The organism is Stenotrophomonas sp. YJH_SMC_40 (assembly GCF_059368615.1).
Genome location: NZ_JCAFRX010000006.1, coordinates 160,729 through 180,619, shown reverse-complemented (window position 1 = coordinate 180,619; position 19,891 = coordinate 160,729). Strand labels below are relative to the sequence as shown.

The window sequence follows — 19,891 nt, the reverse complement described above, 5'->3', positions numbered from 1 at the left end:
CCAGCCTTATTTATACACCAGTCAGTTCAATATTCAGGGTTGATTAGACCCCCTAACGGATAATTCACACCTGTCGACCGCCTCTTCTCTCTCCCCCTCCCGGGAGGCGGCCGACGAAACCAAAATAATTAAAGGTGTGTCCCGATGAACAAGAATTCGCTGCTCGCCCTGGGTCTTCTGGCTGCTCTGCCGTTCGCTGCATCGGCAACCGATGGCCTGTCGTACAACTACGTTGAAGGCGGCTACGTGAACACCGATGCCAAGGGCGGCGACGCCGACGGCTGGAAGGTGAAGGGTTCCGTGGCGGTGCACCCGAACTTCCACATCTTCGGCGACTACAGCGCGCAGGAGACCGACAAGTTCAAGAATGACGTCGACCAGTGGCGCATCGGCGCCGGCTACAACTACGGCATCGCACCGAACACCGACCTGGTGGCTCGCGTTGCGTACCAGAAGTTCGACATGAAGCATGGCCTGGACTTCAACGGCTACTCGACCGAAGTTGGCGTGCGCACCGCGTTCAACCCGTACGTGGAAGGCTACGTGATGGCCGGCTACGAGGACTACACCAAGAAGCACGGCATCAACCCGGACGGCGAGTTCTATGGCCGTGTCGGCGCCACCGCCAAGTTCAACCAGAACTGGGGCCTGAGTGGCGAAGTGAAGCTGGCCAAGGCCGGCGACCGCGAGTGGTTCGTGGGCCCGCGCTTCACCTGGTAACAAACGCCTGTCGTTAGTGCGTGTTGTGCTGGCGTGTGACTCTCTCTCTCTCCCACACGCCAACCGAAGCCCGGCCTCGCGCCGGGCTTCACTTTTATGGGCCCCGTGGCGCCACAATGCGGCATGGGCGACCCTTCCTCTCTTGCAGGCACCGGCACGACCTACCAGGAGCATCTGGCGCCTGCGCCGCTGCGCGGCCACTTTGGCCAGCTGTGGCAGAGCCAGCTTCCTGCCGATGCCGATGGGCACATCACCGTATTGCCCGATGGCTGCGTGGATATCCTCTGGCGCGACGGTGCGCTGTTCGTCGTCGGCCCGGACCGCGTGGCCGCGCACCCGGCGCTGGCACCCGGTGCGCAGGTGCTGGGCGCACGCTTCCGTCCCGGCCAGGCATTGGCCGCGCTGGGCCTGCCCTTGGCCGCGATCATCGGCCAGGCCGTGCCACTGGCCGACCTGAAGGGCGCGTGGGTGAACAAGGCGGCGGCCTCCATCGGCGACACCGCGCCTGCACAGCGCCTGCAGCGAATGGCGAACTGCCTGCAACAGCACATGGGTGCGGCCGCGCTCGATACGCCGGCGCAGCGCGCCCATGTCCTGTTCCAGGCGCTCGCCGCGGGTAATGCCACGCTGGATACGCTGGCGGCGCACTTGGGCCTGAGCCCGCGCAGCTTGCGGCGTTTCAGCCAGTCGCAGTTCGGCTACGGCGCCAAGACGCTGGAGCGGATCCTGCGGCTGCAACGTTTCCTGCGCCAGAGTCGCGCGCTGCCACTGCATTCGTTGGCGATGCTGGCCGCTGATGCCGGCTATGCCGACCAGGCCCATCTCAGCCGCGAGGCGCGTGAATTGGCGGGCATGACCGCCAGCGAGCTGCGCCTGGAGTGGGGACAATGATGGCCGTTTTGTTCAAGACCACTGTGCTGCATTGATCGATGCTGGGCTCCCACCACGGAGCCACGCCATGAATCCTGCCGCGCCCCACGATGCCGAACGCCGCATCGACAACATCGAACTCAACGTCGCCGACATCGCCCGTAGCAAGCGCTTCTACGGCGAGGTGTTCGGCTGGCATTTCACGGACTACGGCACGGCCTACACCGAGTTCGACGACGGCCGTCTGAAAGGTGGCTTCGTGGCCGACGCGCCGGTGCGTGCCCACGGGGGGCCGCTGGTGATCCTCTACTGCGCGGACCTGGCCGATGCACAGCAACGCGTGATCGCCGCCGGTGGCGAGGTGGTGCAGGCGGTGTTCGCCTTCCCGGGTGGTCGCCGCTTCCACTTCCGCGATCTGGATGGCTACGAACTGGCGGTCTGGAGTGATGTGGATTGAGGCCTTCGTAGCTTCGCCGGTGGACGGAACGAGAACCGCTCCGTCCCCGGTCAGGCGGTTCCGCTATGATCGCCCGCACATCGCCACACGCGATGCGTCCGCCTCAAGCCAGCAGGAACCGCCGTGAACTCCCAGCCCGCACCGATCACCGCCGTCAACCACACGCTCGACAACGAGCCGCAGCAGATCACCGCGCCACTGACCCATTCGGCGGCGTTTCTGGTGCTGAAGGTGAAGGATGACGAGGCGTCGATCGCCAAGGCACGCGAGGTGCTGGCCAGCACCGACGACCTGATCAAGAACACCGCCATCCGCGAGATCGAACGCACCTTCACCTGCAACGTGGCCATCGGCCACCGCGTGTGGAAGCCGCTGGTGGGCACCACGCCGCCGCGCGAGTTGCAGCCGTTCCGCGAGATCAAGGGCGCGACCCATACCGCTGTGTCCACGCCGGGCGACCTGCTGTACCACATCCGTGCACGCACGATGGATCTGATCGTGGCGTTCGAGCGCAACCTGCTGATGGCCTTTGGCGATGCGGTGGAGACGGTCGATGACGTGGCCGGCTTCCGCTATTTCGATGGCCGCGACCTGCTCGATTTCGTTGACGGCACCGCCAACCCGGAAGGGCTGTCACTGCCGGAAGCCACCATCGTGGGCGAGGAAGACCCGGAGCATGCCGGCGGCAGTTACGTGGTGGTGCAGAAGTACCTGCACAACCTCGATGCCTGGCGCGCGCAGAAGACCGAAGCGCAGGAAGCGATCATCGGCCGCACCAAGCACGACAACATCGAGCTGGACGATGCGCCGGCCGATGCGCAGAAGTCGCACAAGACGCTGTGCACCATCGAGGATGCCGACGGCGAGCACGAGATCCTGCGCGACAACATGCCGTTCGCCAACCCGGGTCGCGGCGAGTACGGCACCTACTTCATCGGCTACACGCGCCGCCTGTGGGTGATCGAGAAGATGCTCGAGCGCATGTTCATCGGTAATCCCGCACCGCTGCATGACCGCATCCTTGATTTCTCCACCGCCACCACCGGCGTGACCTTCTTCGCGCCCTCGCGCAAGGTGCTGGCCGACCTGGGCGACTGATCGCGCCGGGTAGCAGCGGCCGCCATCTGCCTGTCATCTACCGCGCCGACCATCAGCCGTTGGATGAGAGCGCAGGGGCGGGCGATGGCGATGGCAAGAAACACAACCGGTGCACGCCGCTGGTGGCGGCCACTGGCCGCGTTGTTCGGTGCGCTGGCACTGGGGAGTGCCGCAGTGTCCGCACAGGAAGCCCCTGCGCACTGGATGGCCTATGCCGCCGCCGTGGGGGGGCAGCTGCAGCAGCGCCTGCAGCAGGAGCAGGACCCGCAGGCGCAGCGCGTGCTGGAATGGCTGCAGGCACATCCGGACGCACCGACGCCGCTACCGGTGAGCGTGTGGATCGCGGCGGATGGCCGCATCTCGAAGCTGGAATTCGACAGCCTGGGCGATGCCCAGGTCGACGCCGACCTGCGCGCGACCCTGCAGAGTGCACCCCTGCAGACCGCGCCACCGGCCGACATGCGCCAGCCGCTGCGGCTGGGTTTGGTGCTTACCCAGTAGATCCACGCCATGCGTGGATGTTCTGGGTAGATGCCGACCTTGGTCGGCACGCACGCCAACCAAGGTTGGCGACTACCGGTGGCCCAGCCACGCATGGCGTGGCTCTACCGGGTTGCCACCTGTGGCTCGCGAGCGGCGGCGCTCCATGCGCGCAGGCCGAACACGGCCAGGCCGAGGAAGAACACGTAGAGCGCGGCGGTCACGTGCAGCGACTTGAACAGGTACGCACCCACATAGACCACGTCCACTGCGATCCACACCCACCAGCAGGCCACGTGGCGGCGGGCCTGCCACCATTGCCCGACCAGGCTCAGACCGGTCAGCAGCGCATCCAACCACGGCAGGGCAGCGTCGGTGAAGCTGTGCATGGCTGCACCCAGCGCCACGCCACCGCACAGGCCGATGGCCAGGTCGCGCAGCAGCGTGCCGCGTGCCAGCGGCACGATGCGGATGCTGCCCTCATCGGCGGCATGCTGTCGCCAGTTGAGCCAGCCATAGACCAGGAAACCACCGAAGGCGACCTGCAGCAGGGTGTCCGAGTACAGCTTGGCCTCGGCGAACACCAGGCCATACAGCGCCACCGACAGCAGGCCCACCGGCCACGCCGCCAGCCGGCGCCGGGCCATCAGCCAGACGCCGAGGATGCTGCACAGTGCGGCGGTCCACTCGAGCATCACGCCGCTCACAGCGCGAACGTCACCGACAGGCGGGCCTGTCGCGGTGCGCCGGGGAACAGGTAGTAGTCACCGCCGCTGCTGCCGGTATCGCGCCAGTAGAAGCGGTTGAACACGTTGTCCACCGACAGGTTCCAGGTCACTGCGCGCTCGCGCAGGCGATGCTGGAAACGCAGGCCAGCGTCGAACACTGAATAGTCGGGTGCGCGCACGCCACCGTCGGCGCGCGCCACGTTGGCACCGGCATAGCGCCAGCCGCCGGTCACGTCCAGGCCTTGCACGAACGGCAGCGCATAGGCCAGGTGCACGCTGGCGCGCACCTTCGGCACGTTCACCAGCTGATGGCCTTCATACGCCGGCGTGCCGGTGTCGCGCGCGCGCGCCTGCAGCACGCTGGCGCTGGCCACGATCTGCAGCGCATCGGTCAGCTGGCCGTTGGCGGTCAGCTCCAGGCCGGTGTGGGTCTGCGTGCCTTCCTCGACGAAGGTGTAGCCGACGTCGCTGCTGTCCGGCCTGGCGTACTGGTACGGCTGCGAAATGCGGAACACGGCCGCGCCCAGGGTCAGCGCTTCGACCGGCACGTACTTCACGCCCACTTCCAGCTGCCGCGACTGCACGGACGGCAGGAAGGTGTCGGCGTTGCTGGTCCAGAACGGCGCTTCCTGGCCCAGCGAAATGCCGCGCACGTAGCTGGCATAGGCATTGAGCTGGTCGGTGGCCTTCCACACCACCGCAGTCTGCGGCAGGAAGCGCGACAGGCGGCTGTGCCGCTGCGGGGTGCCACGCTTGTCGTAGGCGCGCTCATCGAGGCGCACGAAGCGGCCACCGGCCAGCCACTGCCAGTCATCGCCGAAGCTCATCCGGTCCAGCGCGAAGAACGCGGTCTGGCGGCTGTCCAGGCGCCGTGCGGACGGTCCCGGCATCTTCGGCGACGGCGCGAATACCGGCACCGGTGCTTCGTGGATGTTGGTGGTGCCGACGTACTCGTTGACGCTCGGGCGCTTGTCCACGGTGCGCCGGAAGTAGTCGGCACCGACGGTCAGCTCATGGCCGACGCTGCCGGTCTCGAAGCGGCCACGCAGCTCCGCACGGGCCTGCTGGTTGCGGCGGGTGTCGTCCGGGCTGCGGTAGTCGTAGACGTCATAGTCGCCGTTGGGCGCGAAGTAGTTGCCTGGCACGCTGCCATCGGCGCACAGCACGGCGTAGTAGCAGCCGTAGGCGAAGGCGACGTTGTCATCGATCACCGAACGGCTGTGGCCGACCGAGATGCGCGACTGCCAGGCCTCGTTGAAGTCGTAGGTATGCAGCGCGGTGATGTTGGTGCTGGCGATATCCACCGGGCGCTGCCACGGCTGGTAACCCAGCAGGTGTTCGCGGTCGACGCCACGCGGCAGGTCGCGTGCGCCCAGCAGTTGGTAGCCGGACACCGAACGCTGCGAGCTGGTCTGGTAGTTGGCATCCACTTCCAGCTTGCCGCGTTCGCCAATCAGCCAGTCGGCGGCCAGCGAGTAGAAGTTGCGGCGACCGTCGGCGTGCTCGACATAGGAGTTGCTGGAATCCCATGCGGCATTCAGGCGCAGGCCGAAACGCGGGGTGATCCAGTGGCCGACATCGACGGCGACGTAGCGCGAGCCTTCCGAATCGGTACCGAGCGTGGCGGTGCGCACTTCGGCCGGGCGCTTGCCGATGTAGTTGATGATGCCGCCCGGCGCCATCACGCCTGCGGCCAGGCCGGCTTCACCCTTGAGGATCTCCACCGACTGCACGTTCTCCAGCGCCAGGCGCTGTTCGCCGGCGATGGACAGGCCGTTGAAGCGGTAGCCGGTGGCGGCGTCCAGGGCGAAGCCACGGATGGCGATGTTCTGGTAGTAACCCACCGGCGCATACGCATCACCCAGCGAGGCATCGTTGCTGGCCAGCTCGGACAGCGAACGCACCTGGCGACGGTCCAGGTAATCGCGCTCAAGCACGTTCACCGAGGCCGGCGTGTCCTTCCAGCTGCCGCCACCGAAGGCGTTCACGCATGAGGTATCGGCCTTCGGTTTGCCGGCCTGCACGCGTACCGCCGCCAGTTCGGTGGGCGAGCGCTCGGCGCCGGTGGCAGCCGCATCAGGGGACGCATCGGCCTCGCTGGCGTGCAGTGGCAGCGCAGCGCAGAGGGCGAGGGAGAGCAGGGTGGGGCGCAGGCAGCGGTTCATTCGGTTCGTCTTCGGACAACAAGGGAGACGAAGCGACGGCGCGCAGGTGCACCGGCCCATGATGGGGGTGTGGCTGCGGCTCAAAGCTCCCTACGCCGGTGCAAACCGGATCAGGTTCCAAGGGACTCTCTCAGCCTGGCAGATCCAGGCACCCCCGCTTCAGGTGACCATTTCACTACAAATGGTACGGATTTGCGAGCCGGCGTCCTTCAGGCTGCGGGGTCCAGGCTGCGGGGTCAGATCCCTTTCCGCAGGAAAGGGACCTGATCCCAATGGTGCGCCAACCGGGTCACGCCGCCGCGTGCAGCGCCTGCAGCAGTGCCTGTCCCGGCGCGCTGTGGAACCACGCCGGATGCCCCAGCATGAAGGGCTGCCACGCGACGTCGGCATTGGCGGTCGAGCCGGTGACGCCTTCGAAGTACTCCACTTCGGACAGTGCGAAGTCGAAATGGACCATCGGCAGCAGGTCGGCCAGCAGGTGCACGCGTGCCGCCGACAGCGGCAGCACCTGGCGGTAGCCGTCGAGCAGGGCCAGCGCGATATCGATGCGCACCGCCTCCATGCCGCGCTCCAGTTCCAGCCACGCCACCGCGTTGCGCTCGATCGCCGTGGCGAGGTCGAACAGCGCACTGGTGGGCGAGGCCAGGCCAAAATCCAGCACGGTACTGATCTGCCCATCGCGCCACAGCAGGTTGGAAACGTGCCAGTCGTTGTGCGCCCACAATCGTGGCTCATCGCGCAGGCGCTCGGCCAGGCCGGCATGCCACGGCAGCACGTCGCGCTGCAGCTGCGCTTCCCATGGAATGCGCGCGAGATAGCGGGCCAGCCCGGGACGCTCGTGCAGCTCTGCCTTGATGGCCGCGATCGGATCGTCGGCACGGATCAGATCGTCGCGCGCGACCAGCACATGGGTGCTGCGTTGGGGCGCGTGGTAGCTGGCGGCGGCCCGGTGCAGCTGCGCGAGTGTGCGCCCGGCTTCGCGGGCCTGCGCGACATCGGTCAGCAGCGACCACGACACGGCGTCGCGGTACAGGTCCTCGCCGACGCCGATCGCATGCAGCTCGAACGTCCATTCGCCATGTTCGGCCGCAGTGTGGCCATCGGCCGCTGGCAGCACCTGCACCACCGGTACGCCCGCTGCGGCGAGATGGGCGATGAAGTGGTGCTCTTCTTCCAGGCAGGCCGCACTGCGCACGCTGTGGTGATGGCGCTTGACGAACACCGCGCCGTTCGCGCCGTTGACGATGGCGGCAGCCGACAGCGGCCGCGGGCTGTGCCAGCGCGGTTCGCTGCCGATGTGCAGCTGCGGGTAGCGCTGGCGCAGCCACGCGATGTCCGCCGCGCTGATCGGTGGCCAGTCGGCAGCGACCTCGTCGTTGTTGAGGCCCTGCACGCGGTGGGAGGAAGAAGTCATGCCGCAGCCCCAGTGGGGAAAGTCACATCCAAGGCTGCGCATTCAACGCCATGCACGCGGCCAACGCAAACGGGCGGGTCATCGACCCGCCCGTCCGTGCATCGGCATGGAAGATGCCGCGCTGCTTACCAGCCGCGATGGCGACCGCGGTCGTGGTAGTAGCGGTTGTCGTAGTAGCGCTCGCGTTGCCAGCGACGGTCATCACCGCGGTCGTAGTAGCCGCTGCGGTAGTAGCCACGGTCGTAACGGCGATCGTAGCGGTCGTCGTAACGGCGATTGTCGTAGTAACGGCGGTCGCGGCGGTCGGAGGTGGTCAGGTTGCCGATCGCGCCGCCGGCCACGGCGCCGCCGACGGTGGCAGCGGGATCGCCGTTGGAGAGCAGGTTGCCGGCCACGCCACCGACCACGGCACCGACCAGGGTGCGCTTGTCCTTCCTCGACATCGCGCTGGCATCGCTGACCACGGCGACACCGGCCACCAGTGCCAGGGCCATCGCCAGACCACGGAAGCTGAGTGTGGAAGTACTGAGCATGTTCGTTCTCCTGTGAGGTGCATGCCACGCTGGGCAGGGAGGGCGCGGGCGCCCCGGCTGCCGTGGAGACCACGCTGACGTTCCAACATTGCCGGAACATTGCCTGGTCCACCGTGCGGCTTGCGCATTCATCTAGCGGCAGGCGGCATGAAGCAAGGCTGAAAGCGGCCTCGGCCGCTCAGCTGGCAGAAAGGGAAAAGGCCACGCGGATGTGGCCCTCCCTTCTCTGCCAAGGCGTTGCGGGCTCAGACGCCCATCGCCTTCTGTGCCTGCCGGGCCTGCTCCTGCTGGGCGTCCTGCTGCTGGTGCAGCACGTTAGGCGCGCCCTGCACGGCACCGCTGCTGAGCGCGATGCTCTGCTCGCTGGCGGCTCGGGTCTCCACCGCCACGCGGCTGGCCGCCGGGTCACCGATCGTGCCCTGCACGGCAAACAGGCGTTCACCGTTCGGGCTGGGCACCACCGAGTCGATGCGCTGCAGGCCGGCGGCATGCGCCTCCTTGGTCAGGGCCGCGGCGGCGCTTTCCAGCGCGTGGCGATCCTTGAAGGTGCCGGCCGGCAACAGTTCCAGACCCTTGCTGGCCTGGATGAAGAGCGGATTGCGCGGGTGCCGTTCGTCGTTCAGCAGCGGGCGCTCGCGGGCTTCCTTGATGGCCTCCAGCGTCTTCGCCCCGACAATGCCGTCGACCACCAGGCCGTTGTCCTTCTGCAACTGGCGCACCGCCGCGTCGGTGTTGCGGCCGAAGCGGCCGTCCTCGACCAGCGGTTTGCCGTCGGCACCGACATAGCCGAGGTGGCCCAGCTGCTCCTGCACCTTGCGCACGCCTTCGCTGTGCGCGCCCTGCTTGTACAGTTCGGCGTGCGGGGTGGCAGCGGCCTTGTGCTCGGCGGCAGGCTTGCCCTGGGCCTGCTCGTGCGACGGGGTGCGGTTTTCCAGCAGGTCGCGCGCCTTGGACAGCGGATCGGAGGCGTACAGCTTCCAGTTCGGGTGCTCCTTCACCTGCTTGAGGTAGTCCTCCACCGGCATGGTGTGCACGCCCTTGCTGCCGGTGGACTGGCTGATCAGCAGCTTGTCGGTGGTGGGGTCGCGCACCACCATCACGATGTGGTCGATGCCGTTCCAGTGCTCATGGCGGGTCTTGGCCGTATCCAGGCCGATGATCATGCCTTCCTTCAGCGCACCGGGCTTGAGGATCGCGTCGCGGTCAAGCAGCACGCCGGACTGGTCGAATGCCTTGCGCACGATGCCGCCGGAACCCAGGTTGCCCAGGTCGATGCGATCGGCCTTGCTGAAGACCGCATGCCCGGCCTTCTGGTTGATCTCGTCCATGGTGCGGTTCTGCAGCGTGCCGACCCAGCCGGAGCAGTCGATGTAACCCTGCTCCACGTTCTTGCCGGTCTTGCCCGGTACGTACAGCGCGTGACCCGGAATGTTGATGGCGTACTTCACGTGGTCGTACTTCACGCCGGCCTCGTAGGCGGCCTGCAGTTCGATGCCCGGCTTCGGTGTGGCAGCCGCCGTTGCGGTTGCCGCCAGCGTGGCTGCACCCGCCGCCACGGCTGCGCTGGCCTGTGCAGGCGCGGCCGGGGCCTGGCCCTGGCCCTGCGCCACCGCCTGCGGTTCGATGTTCTTTTCCGGAATGCTGATCGCCGCGTACTTGTGGATGTAGTAGCTGGAGAACGTCCGCGCCAGGTCGCCATCGTTCATGCCGCGCATCTCGGCCAGGGTGTGGCCGGTCAGCGCCTTCGCGTCGGAACCGATCTGGTTCAGCACGTTGCGGCGCATGTTGATCTCTTCGCCGTGGCCGTTGCGGACCACGCCGAAGGTGCCGGTGGCAATCGCGGTCTGCACCGAGCCATAGCCGGCGCTGCCCTGCTGGTGGGCCAGGTACAGGTCCAGGCCGGTCGGCGTACTGCCTCCGGACAGGTACGGGTGGCCGGTGCGCTCGTTGCGGCGTGCCATCGAGTCCAGGTTGTCCTGGTACATCTTTGCGGCCGCTTCGGTGTTGCGGGTCGGGTCGAACTCGTGGCCGGTCAGGTGGTACTGGCGCGCGGAGCCGGGCACGAACTGGAACAGGCCCTTGGCGCCGGACGAGGTGTTGTGGGCGCGCTCGTTGAAGGTGCCGCCGGTCTCGATGTGCGCGAAGCGCATGAAGTCATCGACCGGAAGGCCTTTCTGCCGGGCGACCTGCTCGACGATGTCCAGGACTTCCTTTCTGCTGTAGTCATGCTGTGCCATGACGTTTTCCTCGGGGTTGATGGAGCGGCGCATGCCGCGAATCGCCAACCGGACTCATCCGTGAGTCAAGAACATGTCGGTCAACAGGAAACCCGCGCGTGGGCGGGTGCTATCAGGGCGCGATGTACTGCTGGGTCGCGCTGTCGAAGGTGTAGTGCACGGCGTCGCCGGCGCCCAGTGCACGGGTCTTGCCGGGGCCTTCGATGGTGGTGCCCTTGAAGGTCACGGTCAGTCGCGGCAGGCCGTTGCCGTCGGCAGCGAAGGCCAGTTCGCCATCGCTGTCGGTGCAGGGCATCACGTTGCCTTCGTCGCAGGCGGCGCTGTTGTCCTCGCCCGTACGCACCGAGCCGACATAGCGCCAGACCTTGCTGTCCACGTCGTCTTCGCTGCGCTTGGGGTTGAACAGCAGCAGTGCATAGCCGGTGCTGCTGATGCCGCGGTCGAAGCTGCTGGTCGGCACCGCCAGCAGCAGGCGACCGTCGGCGGTGCGATGTTCAAGCGGCTTGCGCCGGGTATCGACATCGTCGGCCTTGTCGTACGCGCCCAGCGCGCCGATGGTCCATTCCTGACCACGGAACTTCCATGGCTTCTTCGCGTCGGCGCCGGCCAGCACGAAAGTGGCCTCGGCGAGGTTGGCGCGATCATCCGGGCCGGCCGGCGTCTGCTCGCCCGGCTTGCCGTAGTGCTCGCGGGTATCCCAGGAGAAACCCGTGTAATACGTGGTGCCATCGAGGGTGAAGGTGTGGCCGAACCAGAAGGTCGCCACGCTGCCGTTCTGGACCTCGTAGGAGGTCGCGCCATCACCGTCCACCTGGTAGGTGAAATACATCACGGTCGGCGCGTCGGGCGGGGTGACGGCGGTGTCGGGAGAGGTGTTCTGCATCGGGGCAACATCCTGTCGGGACGCATCGGCAGCCTGCACGGGGGCGCCAGGCTGGGAGGACGAGGGGGCCGGATCGGCGGCGCTGCAGGCCGCAGCGGAAAGAGAGACGAGCAGGCACGCCGCGAATGCGCGCAGGGGCCGCAACGGCAGGGTCCAACATGGCTCGGGGGGGTGATGCATGCGCCTCTCCATGGTCAGCGTTGCCGGGCCAGACGGCCGGCAGGAAACCGCACCCCATCCACCTGGGACGGGAGCGAGGACATGAGCCGGTCGATTCCTTCGACCTCGCATTGAAAACCCATGCCGGGTCATCTTGGCACAGAACGGCGGCCGGTCAAAGAGGGCGGTGACAGATGCCCTTACAGTGTGATCTGGTTCTCAGATCTTGCCGTCGCGCAGGTAGTCGAACAATTCGGCGTCGCCCTTCAGGCCCAGTTTGAGCATGGCGTCGCCTTTCTGCCGGCTGATGGTGCTGACGCTCTTGTGCAGCTGCAGCGAGATCTCCTTCACCGTCATGCCGGTGCCGAGCAGCCGCAGCACTTCCACCTCGCGTGGCGACAACGGCTTGCCGTCGCCCTCGCGCATGCGCCAGCTGCCCGCAGCCTCGACCCGCTCACGCAGGCTCCGGCTGATGTAGGGCTGGCCCCGATAGACCGCCTGGATGGCCTGCGGCAGTTCGTCCATCGACGAGCTCTTGTCGACCAGGCCGAGCACGCCGCTGTCGAGCACCATGCGCAGGATCGCCAGGTTGTTGGAGACGCTGAGCATCAGCACCGGCAGGTCGGGGAAGCGGCGGCGGATCATGCCGATCATGGCGAAGCCGTCGGCCTGTGGGCTGCCTGGCATGGAATAGTCGGTCACCAGCAGGTCGCAGGGTTGGCTGCCGAGCAGGGCCATCAGCGCCTGCGCGCTGTCAGCCTCGCCGACCACGCGGCCGACCCCGCTCGATTCGATGACGGCGCGGGTACCGATACGGACCACAGGGTGGTCGTCTGCGATGATGATGCGCAAGCTCATTGCTCTAGTATGGCCACCGGGCAAGCCGGGCCGCGACCATCGCGGCCCTGTCAGGATTCTAGGAGATCGACGCCGATGCGTAGCTGGGCTGTTCGCGGGCTGGTCCTGCTGCTGGCCGTGCTGGTGCTGCCCGTGGCGCTGGCACAGGCAGTGCCCGGGCTGTTGCCGCTCAGTCCCCTGCAGCGCGAGTACCTCGCCGCCCATCCAAGCATCGTCGTGGGCCAGTATGACAGCGGCTGGCCGCCGTTCGAGTCCCTCCGTGATGGCCAGCAGGTTGGCCTGGGGCCGGATTATCTGTCGCTTCTCGCCCGTCAGCTGGGTGTGAAGGTCGAGGCGAGGCGTTATTCCGACTGGACATCCGTGCTGGATGCGGCCTGTCGTGGCGAGATCGACGTGGTAATGAATGTCGGTCTCAGTGCCGACCGCACCCAGTGCATGGTCTATACCGCTGCCTATGGCGAGGCGCCGTTGGCGCTGGTGGGGAGGCCGGGCGATCTGCGTGCTTCGAACATGCCCGACCTGGACGGATTGCGGGTGGTCATCGAGCAGGATTTCCTGACCGGCCCGCAGGTGCGGGCACGTTTCCCGCGTGCGGTGCAGCTTGTCGCAAACAGCTCGTTGGCTGCGCTGCAGATGGTCAGAGACGACAAAGCTGATGTCTACATAGGCAATGCCTACGTTGCCACCGAACTGATCGCACGCCAGCACCTGCAGGGTGTCGTCCTGCTGCGTCCGAGCGACCTGCCTCCCGAACGGATGCACTTCGGCGTTCCCAACAGCAAGCAACCGCTGGCCGAAGCGCTGGACCTGGCGCTGGCCGCGACCAGCCAGGCCCAGCGCGACGCACTGGCACAACGCTGGCTGCCCCTGCCGCAGTGGTCGGCATCGGCGCAGCTGGCGCTCAGCCAGGCCGAGAAGCGGGTTCTGCAACAGCCGTTGAAGATCGGCTTCGCGCCGAACGCCGCCCCATTGTCGTTCGCCGACGAGGATGGCAGGCCCAGCGGCCTGGCCAGCGAGTACCTGGCGCGGCTGATGCAGGCCGGTGCCAACCTGCAGGCGCAGAACAGCCATGACTGGTATGAGGTGCGCGAGAAGGCGCGCCGCGGCGAGCTGCAGGCGGTGATGGGCATTCCCGTTGATTCGCACTATCTGGGCCCGGACTGGGTGTACAGCCAACCCTTCATCAGCGTGCCGAACGTGATCGTCAGCCGCCACGACAGCCCGGCGCTGCTGGGCCTGTCCGACCTCCAGGACAAGCGCGTACTGCTGTCGGATCCGGAGCGCGTACGCGGTTACGTGCTGCAGCAGGCGCCGCAGGCCAGGATCGTCGCCGCGCGCAGCGCCGAACAGGCCATGCAACGCCTGATCGATGGTGAGGCCGACGCCTACGTGGGCAATCTGGCCCTGGTCGACCACCTGCTGCGCACGCGTTTTCCGGGACGCCTGCAGGTTGCCGCGCCCGCGGGCTTCAACGACCAGCTGGCACTGGCCGTGGAGCGCCGGCATGCGGCGCTCGCCACGACCTTCGATCGCTTGCTGCTGCAGATGACGCCACGCGAGCGCGAAGCGCTGCGCGGCGACTGGCTGGCGGTGGAGTACCACAACGGCATCGACTGGCGAAGCACGCTGCGCTGGGGTGTACCGCTGCTGCTGGTGCTGCTGACCGCGCTGCTGGTGCATGGCATCGGCTACTGGCGCCTGCGCCGCGAGGTGGCCGGGCGCCGCCAGCTGGAACAGCGCCTGGCCGAAGTGACCGACAACCTGCCTGCCGTGGTCTACCAGGCCCGTCGCGAGGTTGATGGCACGCTCCGCTTCCCGTTCATTGCCGGTGACCTCCAGGCGCTGTTCGGGATCACCCGGCAGCAGGCTGAGCAGGACGCCACAATGTTGCTGGAACGCGTCGAAGAGGACGATCGCGCGCGCATCCTGCAGGCGGTCGAACAGGCCGCGCACCAGTTCGCACCGCTCATGCTGGAATTCCGCCTGCGGGGCAATGGAGCAGGCCCGCATTGGGTGCGCACCCAGGCGCAACCCTATGCCGCCGAAGCCGGTGTGGTGACCTGGAGTGGCTACTGGGTGGATGCCAGCGAGGCTCGTGCACAAGCGGATGCCCTGACCGCAGCCAAGGCCGAGGCCGAGCAGGCGGCCGAAGCGAAATCCCGCTTCCTGGCCACCATGAGCCATGAGATCCGCACGCCGATGAGTGGCGTGCTGGGGATGCTGGAAGTGCTCGCGCACTCACCGCTGGATGCAGAGCAGAAACGCATCCTTGGCGTGATCGAGGATTCGGCGCAGATGCTCCGGCAGATCCTTGACGACATCCTTGACTACTCGCGGCTGGAGGCCAACGCATTGCGGCTGGAGCCGGTACCGCAGCCGCTGCGGCCGTTGCTGGAAAGCGTGTGCCGGTTGTTGTCGGCGCAGGCCAGCGCACGTGGGCTGGACCTGCACGTGCAGATTGATCCGCAGCTGGCAGCCGCGCACGAAGTGGATGGCGTGCGCCTGCGCCAGATCGTGTTCAACCTGCTCAGCAACGCCATCAAGTTCACCGTGCGCGGCGAAGTGCGGCTGCAGCTGGAAGTGCTGGGGCCGACCGCCGAAGACGGCAGCCAGCCGCTCTGCCTGAGCGTCACCGATACCGGCATCGGCATCGCACCGGAACAGCTGCAGCACCTGTTTGCGCCGTTCACCCAGGCCGGTGCGTACATCCAGCGCGACCATGGTGGAACCGGCCTGGGCCTGAGCATCTGCCAGCGCCTGGTGCAGATGATGGATGGCGAGCTGGAACTGCACAGCACGCTGGGCGAGGGCACCCGCGCCGAGGTGCGGCTGTCGCTGGTGGAAGCCGGCAGCAGTGATGTTGAAGCGCTGGTCGCCGAGCAGGAACAGGCGGCGCTGCTGCCGCCGGCGCTGCGCCAGGCACGCGTGCTGGTCATCGAAGATCATCCGACCAACCAGGCGATGATGGCCTGGCGGCTGCAGCAGCTGGGTGTGCCGCATGTGCTGGTCGGCGATGGCCAGCAGGGGCTGGATCGCCTGGCATCGGAGCACTTTGATCTGGTCATTACCGATTGCCGGATGCCGGTACTGGATGGTTTCGCCTTCACCCGCCTGCTGCGCGAACGCGAAGGCCGCAACGGCCAGCCGCGGCTGACCGTACTGGCGCTGACCGCCAGCGTGCTGGACGACGATGCACGTCGTTGCCGTGAAGCCGGGATGGATGAGGTGCTGGCCAAGCCATTGTCATTGGCGACACTGCGCGCGGCACTGCTGCGCTGGTTGCCGCAGGCGCAGGGGCAACGGTTCGAGGAGCCGCTGGCCGAGTCCGCTGCCGTCGATGACAGGACGCTGCCCGATCTGGACAGCCTGCAGCGGCGCTTCGGCTCACGTGCGGTCGCCGAGCAGTTGCGCGACAGCCTGCTGCAGGCCAGTGCAGGTGACCTGGCCGCTGTGCAGCGCGCGCTGGAGGCCGGCGACCGTGAGGCTGCCGCGCTGCACCTGCATCGCCAGGCCGGTGGCTTGGGCGCGGTGGGAGCGACGGTGCTGGCCGCGCAGGCCAATGCACTGGTCGAGCGCCTGCAGGATGCGGCCGAGACCGATCCGGTGCCGTTGTTCACCGCGGTGGCGGCATTCGTGGCGCGGCTGCAACAGCAGTTGCAGCGCCTGGCTCACTGAGCCGACTGCTGCTGCAGGTAGGCGATCACCAGCGCACGGCGTTCGGCGCTGGGGAAGGCGTTGTACATGCGTGTGCCCGGTACAACATGGGTGGGTGACTGCAGGAACGCATCCAGGGTCTGCGCGGACCAGGTGATGTCGGCGCGGCGCATGCCGTCGGAATAGCCGTAGTCGGGTAGGCTGCCGGCGCGACGGCCGATCACGCCGTGCAGGTTCGGGCCGAAGCGGTGGATGCCGCCAGGCTGCACGGTGTGGCAGCCGGCACACAACTCGAACGCGCGTTGCATGGCCTGCTGCTGCGCCTGTTCCGGCGTGGCGGGCGCTGCAGGCGGGCGCTGGCAGGCCGTGGCGGCCAGGGCCACGGCAACAGCGATGAGCAGGAATGATGCACGCATGGGCGGGCAGGATAGCGGTGCGTGGCAAGCGACGGGCTGCGACGCTCGGTCGCAGCCCGTGGCGTTCACATGCCCGAGTAGTTCGGGCCCCCGCCGCCCTGCGGGGTCACCCACACGATGTTCTGGGTGGGGTCCTTGATGTCGCAGGTCTTGCAGTGCACGCAGTTCTGCGCGTTGATCTGCAGGCGCGCGCTGTCGGCTTCGCCGACGAACTCGTACACGCCGGCCGGGCAGTAGCGCGCTTCCGGGCCTGCGTACTCGGCCAGGTTCACCTTCACCGGAATGCTCGGGTCCTTCAGCGTCAGGTGGCTGGGCTGGTTCTCGTCGTGGTTGGTGCTGCTCAGGAACACCGAGCTGAGCCGGTCGAAGGTCAGCACGCCATCCGGCTTCGGGTAGGCGATGCGGGTGTGCTTGGCCGCCGGTTCCAGGCAGGCGTGGTCGGGCTGGGTGCGGTGCAGGGTCCACGGCGGGTTGCGCACGCCCAGCTTGGGAAGCAGCCACTGCTCCACGCCGGTCATCAGCGTGGCCACGGTCTGGCCCTTCTTGAACCACTGCTTGAAGTTCTTGGCCTGCTGCAGTTCGGTGAACAGCCAGCTGGCTTCGAACGCCGTCGGGTAGGCACTCAGTTCATCGTGCTGGCGGTCGGCGGCCAGTGCATCGAACGCGGCGTCGGCGCACAGCATGCCGGTCTTGATCGCGGCGTGGCTGCCCTTGATGCGGCTGGCGTTGAGGTAGCCGGCCTCGCAGCCGACCAGTGCGCCACCGGGGAACACGGTCTTCGGCAGTGACAGCAGGCCGCCGGCAGTGATCGCGCGCGCGCCGTAGCCGATGCGGGTGCCGCCTTCCAGGTGCTTGCGGATGGACGGATGGGTCTTGAAACGCTGGAACTCTTCAAACGGGCTCAGCCACGGGTTCCGGTAGTCCAGGCCGACCACGTAGCCGATGGCGACCTTGCCGCCGTCGGCGTGGTACAGGAACGCGCCGCCGTAGGTGTCGCTGTCCAGCGGCCAGCCGGCGGCATGCACCACCAGGCCCGGCTCATGCTTGGCCGGGTCGATCTGCCACAGTTCCTTGATGCCGATGCCGTAGGCCTGCGGGTCCTTGCCTTCGTCCAGCTTGTAGCGGGCGATCAGCTGGCGGCCCAGGTGGCCGCGTGCGCCTTCGGCGAAGATCGTGTACCTGGCGTGCAGCGCCATGCCGCGCTCGAAGGCCGGGCCGATGCTGCCGTCCTTCTCGATGCCCATGTCGCCGGTGGCCACGCCGATCACTTCGCCGGTGTCGCCGTACAGCACCTCGGCGGCGGCGAAGCCGGGGAAGATCGCCACTTCCAGCGCCTCGGCCTGCTGCGCCAGCCAGCGGGTCACTTCGCCCAGGCTGATGATGTAGTTGCCTTCGTTGTGGAAGCACTCCGGCAGCAGCGCGTTGGGCGTGCTGCGTGCGCCGGTTTCGCTGAGGAACAGGAATTCGTCGCGGGTGACCTTCTGCTTCAGCGGTGCGCCACGCTCGGCCCAGTCCGGGAACAGTTCGGTCAGCGCGCGCGGATCCATCACCGCGCCGGACAGCACGTGCGCGCCTGGTTCGGACCCCTTCTCCAGCACGCACACCGACAATTCGCGGCCGGCTTCGATCGCGCGCTGGCGCAGGCGGATCGCGGTGGCCAGGCCGGCGGGGCCGGCGCCGACGATCACCACGTCGAATTCCATTACTTCACGCGGGGGCAGGGCGTTGACTTCAGCGCTCATCGATTGCATGACTCGTGGGTAGGGCCGGCATCGGGGCCACCGGCGGTGCCTGGGAATCGCGCGTGCGGCCACGGGCGAAACGGTTGTTTGAATGTGTCAGGGTACCGGGACGCGCGTGATCGAGCTAGATCGCCGATGTTCACGTCATGATTGCTGCGGTGCAGCGTAATGCTCGCGGCCGGGTAGGTGCCAACCTTGGTTGGCACATTGTTTCACCGCCCGGACCCGCATCCGTGGACCAAGGTCCACACCTACCAGACGCGATGCTTGCGGATGACCGACAATGGCCCGGTCCTGACTGCGCGTGAGTGCCATGGCTTTGCATCCGTACGATCTGTTCGATGTCCGTTCCCTGCTCAACGAGGAAGAGCGCGCGGTGCAGGAGAGCGTCGCCCGTTTCACCAACGAGCGCGTGCTGCCGATCATCGGCGATGCCTTCGACCAGGCCCGCTTCCCCGATGAACTGGTGCCGGAGATCGCGTCACTGGGCCTGCTCGGTGCGACCCTGCCGACCGAGTACGGCGGTGGTGGCCTCGGCGCGGTCAGCTACGGCCTGATCTGCCAGGAGCTGGAGCGCGGCGATTCGGGCCTGCGCAGCTTCGTCTCGGTGCAGAGCTCGCTGTGCATGTACCCGATCTACGCCTATGGCAGCGAGGAACAGCGCCAGCAGTGGCTGCCGGCGATGGCGCGCGGCGAACTGATCGGTTGCTTCGGCCTGACCGAGGCGCATGGGGGTTCCGATCCGGCCAGCATGAAGACCCGCGCGGTGCGCGACGGCAGCGACTGGCGCATCAGCGGCAGCAAGATGTGGATCACCAGCGGCCCGGTGGCCGACCTGGCCATCGTCTGGGCGCAGACCGAGGACGGCATCCAGGGTTTCGCGCTGGAAAAGGGCATGGCCGGCTTCACCACGCAGGAGATCAAGCACAAGATGAGCCTGCGCGCATCGCTGACCGGGGCGCTGTTCTTCGATGACGTGCGCGTGCCTGACAGCCACCGGCTGCCGAACGTGAAGGGCCTGAAGGGGCCGCTGGGCTGCCTGACCCAGGCCCGCTATGGCATCAGCTGGGGCCCCATCGGTGCGGCGATTGCCTGCCTGGATGAAGCGCTGGGTTATGCCAAGGAGCGCGTGCTGTTCGGTCGCCCGCTGGCGGCCACGCAGAGCGCGCAGATCAAGCTGGCCGAGATGGCCCGCCGCATCACCACCGCGCAGCTGCTGGCCCTGCAGCTGGGCCGCCTGAAGGAAGCCGGCCAGCTGCAGCCGCAGCAGGTCAGCCTGGCCAAGTGGAACAACTGCCGCATGGCGATCGACATCGCCCGCGAATGCCGTGACCTGCTGGGTGGCGCCGGCATCACCACCGAACACGTGGCGATCCGGCACGCGCTGAACCTGGAATCGGTGATCACCTATGAAGGCACCGAGACCGTGCACCAGCTGGTGATCGGCCGCGAACTGACCGGCATCAACGCGTTCTGA

General features: G+C 67.3%; 16 protein-coding genes and 1 riboswitch. Of the genes, 7 read left to right on the top strand and 9 right to left on the bottom strand.

The window, feature by feature from the left end:
• The first annotated feature begins 144 nt into the window (after window positions 1-144).
• The 5 genes from AC5P6X_RS13370 to AC5P6X_RS13350 all read left to right on the top strand — a co-directional run bounded on the left by AC5P6X_RS13370 (window position 145) and on the right by AC5P6X_RS13350 (window position 3,646).
• Complete coding sequence (locus tag AC5P6X_RS13370) at window positions 145-720, top strand: OmpO family porin (RefSeq protein ID WP_005411880.1); 576 nt, start codon at window positions 145-147, stop codon at window positions 718-720.
• Window positions 721-843: 123 nt separating this feature from the next.
• Window positions 844-1,611 carry a helix-turn-helix transcriptional regulator gene (locus AC5P6X_RS13365; protein WP_329755836.1) on the top strand — a complete coding sequence of 256 codons (768 nt, stop codon included), beginning with the start codon at window positions 844-846 and terminating at the stop codon, window positions 1,609-1,611.
• A gap of 67 nt (window positions 1,612-1,678) precedes the next feature.
• Entirely contained in the window at window positions 1,679-2,047 is a 369-nt protein-coding gene (locus tag AC5P6X_RS13360; RefSeq protein ID WP_049449296.1) for a VOC family protein, read from the top strand.
• Window positions 2,048-2,170: 123 nt separating this feature from the next.
• Window positions 2,171-3,145 carry a Dyp-type peroxidase gene (locus tag AC5P6X_RS13355; RefSeq protein ID WP_024957753.1) on the top strand — a complete coding sequence of 325 codons (975 nt, stop codon included), beginning with the start codon at window positions 2,171-2,173 and terminating at the stop codon, window positions 3,143-3,145.
• A gap of 84 nt (window positions 3,146-3,229) precedes the next feature.
• On the top strand, window positions 3,230-3,646 hold the full coding sequence (locus AC5P6X_RS13350; protein ID WP_329755838.1) for a hypothetical protein: 417 nt from the start codon (window positions 3,230-3,232) through the stop codon (window positions 3,644-3,646).
• Between the two features lie 104 nt (window positions 3,647-3,750).
• On the opposite strand, the gene pnuC is transcribed toward AC5P6X_RS13350, so the two are convergent.
• The 7 genes from pnuC to AC5P6X_RS13315 form a co-directional block, all read right to left on the bottom strand.
• Window positions 3,751-4,320: a nicotinamide riboside transporter PnuC gene (gene pnuC, locus AC5P6X_RS13345; RefSeq protein ID WP_049449555.1), complete on the bottom strand. Its 570-nt coding sequence runs from the start codon at window positions 4,318-4,320 to the stop codon at window positions 3,751-3,753.
• Window positions 4,321-4,328: 8 nt separating this feature from the next.
• A complete protein-coding gene (locus AC5P6X_RS13340; RefSeq protein WP_329755839.1) occupies window positions 4,329-6,518 on the bottom strand; it encodes a TonB-dependent receptor in 2,190 nt (729 codons plus the stop codon).
• Window positions 6,519-6,588: 70 nt separating this feature from the next.
• Window positions 6,589-6,684: riboswitch (TPP riboswitch) on the bottom strand.
• 123 nt (window positions 6,685-6,807) lie between these two features.
• Entirely contained in the window at window positions 6,808-7,932 is a 1,125-nt protein-coding gene (locus AC5P6X_RS13335) for a phosphotransferase enzyme family protein (protein WP_049449304.1), read from the bottom strand.
• A gap of 125 nt (window positions 7,933-8,057) precedes the next feature.
• Window positions 8,058-8,465, bottom strand: a complete 408-nt coding sequence (locus tag AC5P6X_RS13330; protein ID WP_014645533.1) for a glycine zipper 2TM domain-containing protein — start codon at window positions 8,463-8,465, stop codon at window positions 8,058-8,060.
• Between the two features lie 245 nt (window positions 8,466-8,710).
• The gene (locus AC5P6X_RS13325; RefSeq protein WP_049449557.1) at window positions 8,711-10,702 is read right to left on the bottom strand and encodes a peptidoglycan-binding protein; all 1,992 of its coding nucleotides are present in this window, start codon (window positions 10,700-10,702) and stop codon (window positions 8,711-8,713) included.
• A 112-nt stretch (window positions 10,703-10,814) separates the two neighbouring features.
• Window positions 10,815-11,585, bottom strand: coding sequence for a hypothetical protein (locus tag AC5P6X_RS13320; RefSeq protein WP_049449306.1), 771 nt, complete (start codon window positions 11,583-11,585; stop codon window positions 10,815-10,817).
• 378 nt (window positions 11,586-11,963) lie between these two features.
• A complete protein-coding gene (locus AC5P6X_RS13315) occupies window positions 11,964-12,602 on the bottom strand; it encodes a response regulator (RefSeq protein ID WP_005407620.1) in 639 nt (212 codons plus the stop codon).
• 75 nt (window positions 12,603-12,677) lie between these two features.
• Between AC5P6X_RS13315 and AC5P6X_RS13310 the strand changes: the two genes are divergently transcribed.
• The gene (locus AC5P6X_RS13310) at window positions 12,678-16,277 is read left to right on the top strand and encodes an ATP-binding protein (RefSeq protein WP_123959361.1); all 3,600 of its coding nucleotides are present in this window, start codon (window positions 12,678-12,680) and stop codon (window positions 16,275-16,277) included.
• On the opposite strand, the gene AC5P6X_RS13305 is transcribed toward AC5P6X_RS13310, so the two are convergent.
• Both AC5P6X_RS13305 and AC5P6X_RS13300 read right to left on the bottom strand, forming a co-directional pair.
• On the bottom strand, window positions 16,271-16,672 hold the full coding sequence (locus AC5P6X_RS13305; RefSeq protein ID WP_005407622.1) for a c-type cytochrome: 402 nt from the start codon (window positions 16,670-16,672) through the stop codon (window positions 16,271-16,273). The two genes, AC5P6X_RS13310 and AC5P6X_RS13305, sit on opposite strands and share 7 nt — an antisense overlap.
• A 65-nt stretch (window positions 16,673-16,737) precedes the next feature.
• Window positions 16,738-18,414: an electron transfer flavoprotein-ubiquinone oxidoreductase gene (locus tag AC5P6X_RS13300; protein WP_329755840.1), complete on the bottom strand. Its 1,677-nt coding sequence runs from the start codon at window positions 18,412-18,414 to the stop codon at window positions 16,738-16,740.
• A gap of 313 nt (window positions 18,415-18,727) precedes the next feature.
• On the opposite strand from AC5P6X_RS13300, the gene AC5P6X_RS13295 reads away from it, so the two are divergent.
• Entirely contained in the window at window positions 18,728-19,891 is a 1,164-nt protein-coding gene (locus AC5P6X_RS13295) for an acyl-CoA dehydrogenase family protein (protein ID WP_329755841.1), read from the top strand.

What these genes read in the sequence shown, in the direction of transcription:
- AC5P6X_RS13370 (WP_005411880.1), top strand. Translation starts at nt 145, where the DNA reads ATGAACAAGAATTCGCTGCTCGCCCTGGGTCTTCTGGCTGCTCTGCCG.
- AC5P6X_RS13365 (WP_329755836.1), top strand. Translation starts at nt 844, where the DNA reads ATGGGCGACCCTTCCTCTCTTGCAGGCACCGGCACGACCTACCAGGAG.
- AC5P6X_RS13360 (WP_049449296.1), top strand. Translation starts at nt 1,679, where the DNA reads ATGAATCCTGCCGCGCCCCACGATGCCGAACGCCGCATCGACAACATC.
- AC5P6X_RS13350 (WP_329755838.1), top strand. Translation starts at nt 3,230, where the DNA reads ATGGCGATGGCAAGAAACACAACCGGTGCACGCCGCTGGTGGCGGCCA.
- pnuC (WP_049449555.1), bottom strand. Translation starts at nt 4,320, where the DNA reads ATGCTCGAGTGGACCGCCGCACTGTGCAGCATCCTCGGCGTCTGGCTG.
- AC5P6X_RS13340 (WP_329755839.1), bottom strand. Translation starts at nt 6,518, where the DNA reads ATGAACCGCTGCCTGCGCCCCACCCTGCTCTCCCTCGCCCTCTGCGCT.
- AC5P6X_RS13335 (WP_049449304.1), bottom strand. Translation starts at nt 7,932, where the DNA reads ATGACTTCTTCCTCCCACCGCGTGCAGGGCCTCAACAACGACGAGGTC.
- AC5P6X_RS13330 (WP_014645533.1), bottom strand. Translation starts at nt 8,465, where the DNA reads ATGCTCAGTACTTCCACACTCAGCTTCCGTGGTCTGGCGATGGCCCTG.
- AC5P6X_RS13325 (WP_049449557.1), bottom strand. Translation starts at nt 10,702, where the DNA reads ATGGCACAGCATGACTACAGCAGAAAGGAAGTCCTGGACATCGTCGAG.
- AC5P6X_RS13320 (WP_049449306.1), bottom strand. Translation starts at nt 11,585, where the DNA reads ATGCAGAACACCTCTCCCGACACCGCCGTCACCCCGCCCGACGCGCCG.
- AC5P6X_RS13315 (WP_005407620.1), bottom strand. Translation starts at nt 12,602, where the DNA reads ATGAGCTTGCGCATCATCATCGCAGACGACCACCCTGTGGTCCGTATC.
- AC5P6X_RS13310 (WP_123959361.1), top strand. Translation starts at nt 12,678, where the DNA reads ATGCGTAGCTGGGCTGTTCGCGGGCTGGTCCTGCTGCTGGCCGTGCTG.
- AC5P6X_RS13305 (WP_005407622.1), bottom strand. Translation starts at nt 16,672, where the DNA reads ATGCGTGCATCATTCCTGCTCATCGCTGTTGCCGTGGCCCTGGCCGCC.
- AC5P6X_RS13300 (WP_329755840.1), bottom strand. Translation starts at nt 18,414, where the DNA reads ATGAGCGCTGAAGTCAACGCCCTGCCCCCGCGTGAAGTAATGGAATTC.
- AC5P6X_RS13295 (WP_329755841.1), top strand. Translation starts at nt 18,728, where the DNA reads ATGGCTTTGCATCCGTACGATCTGTTCGATGTCCGTTCCCTGCTCAAC.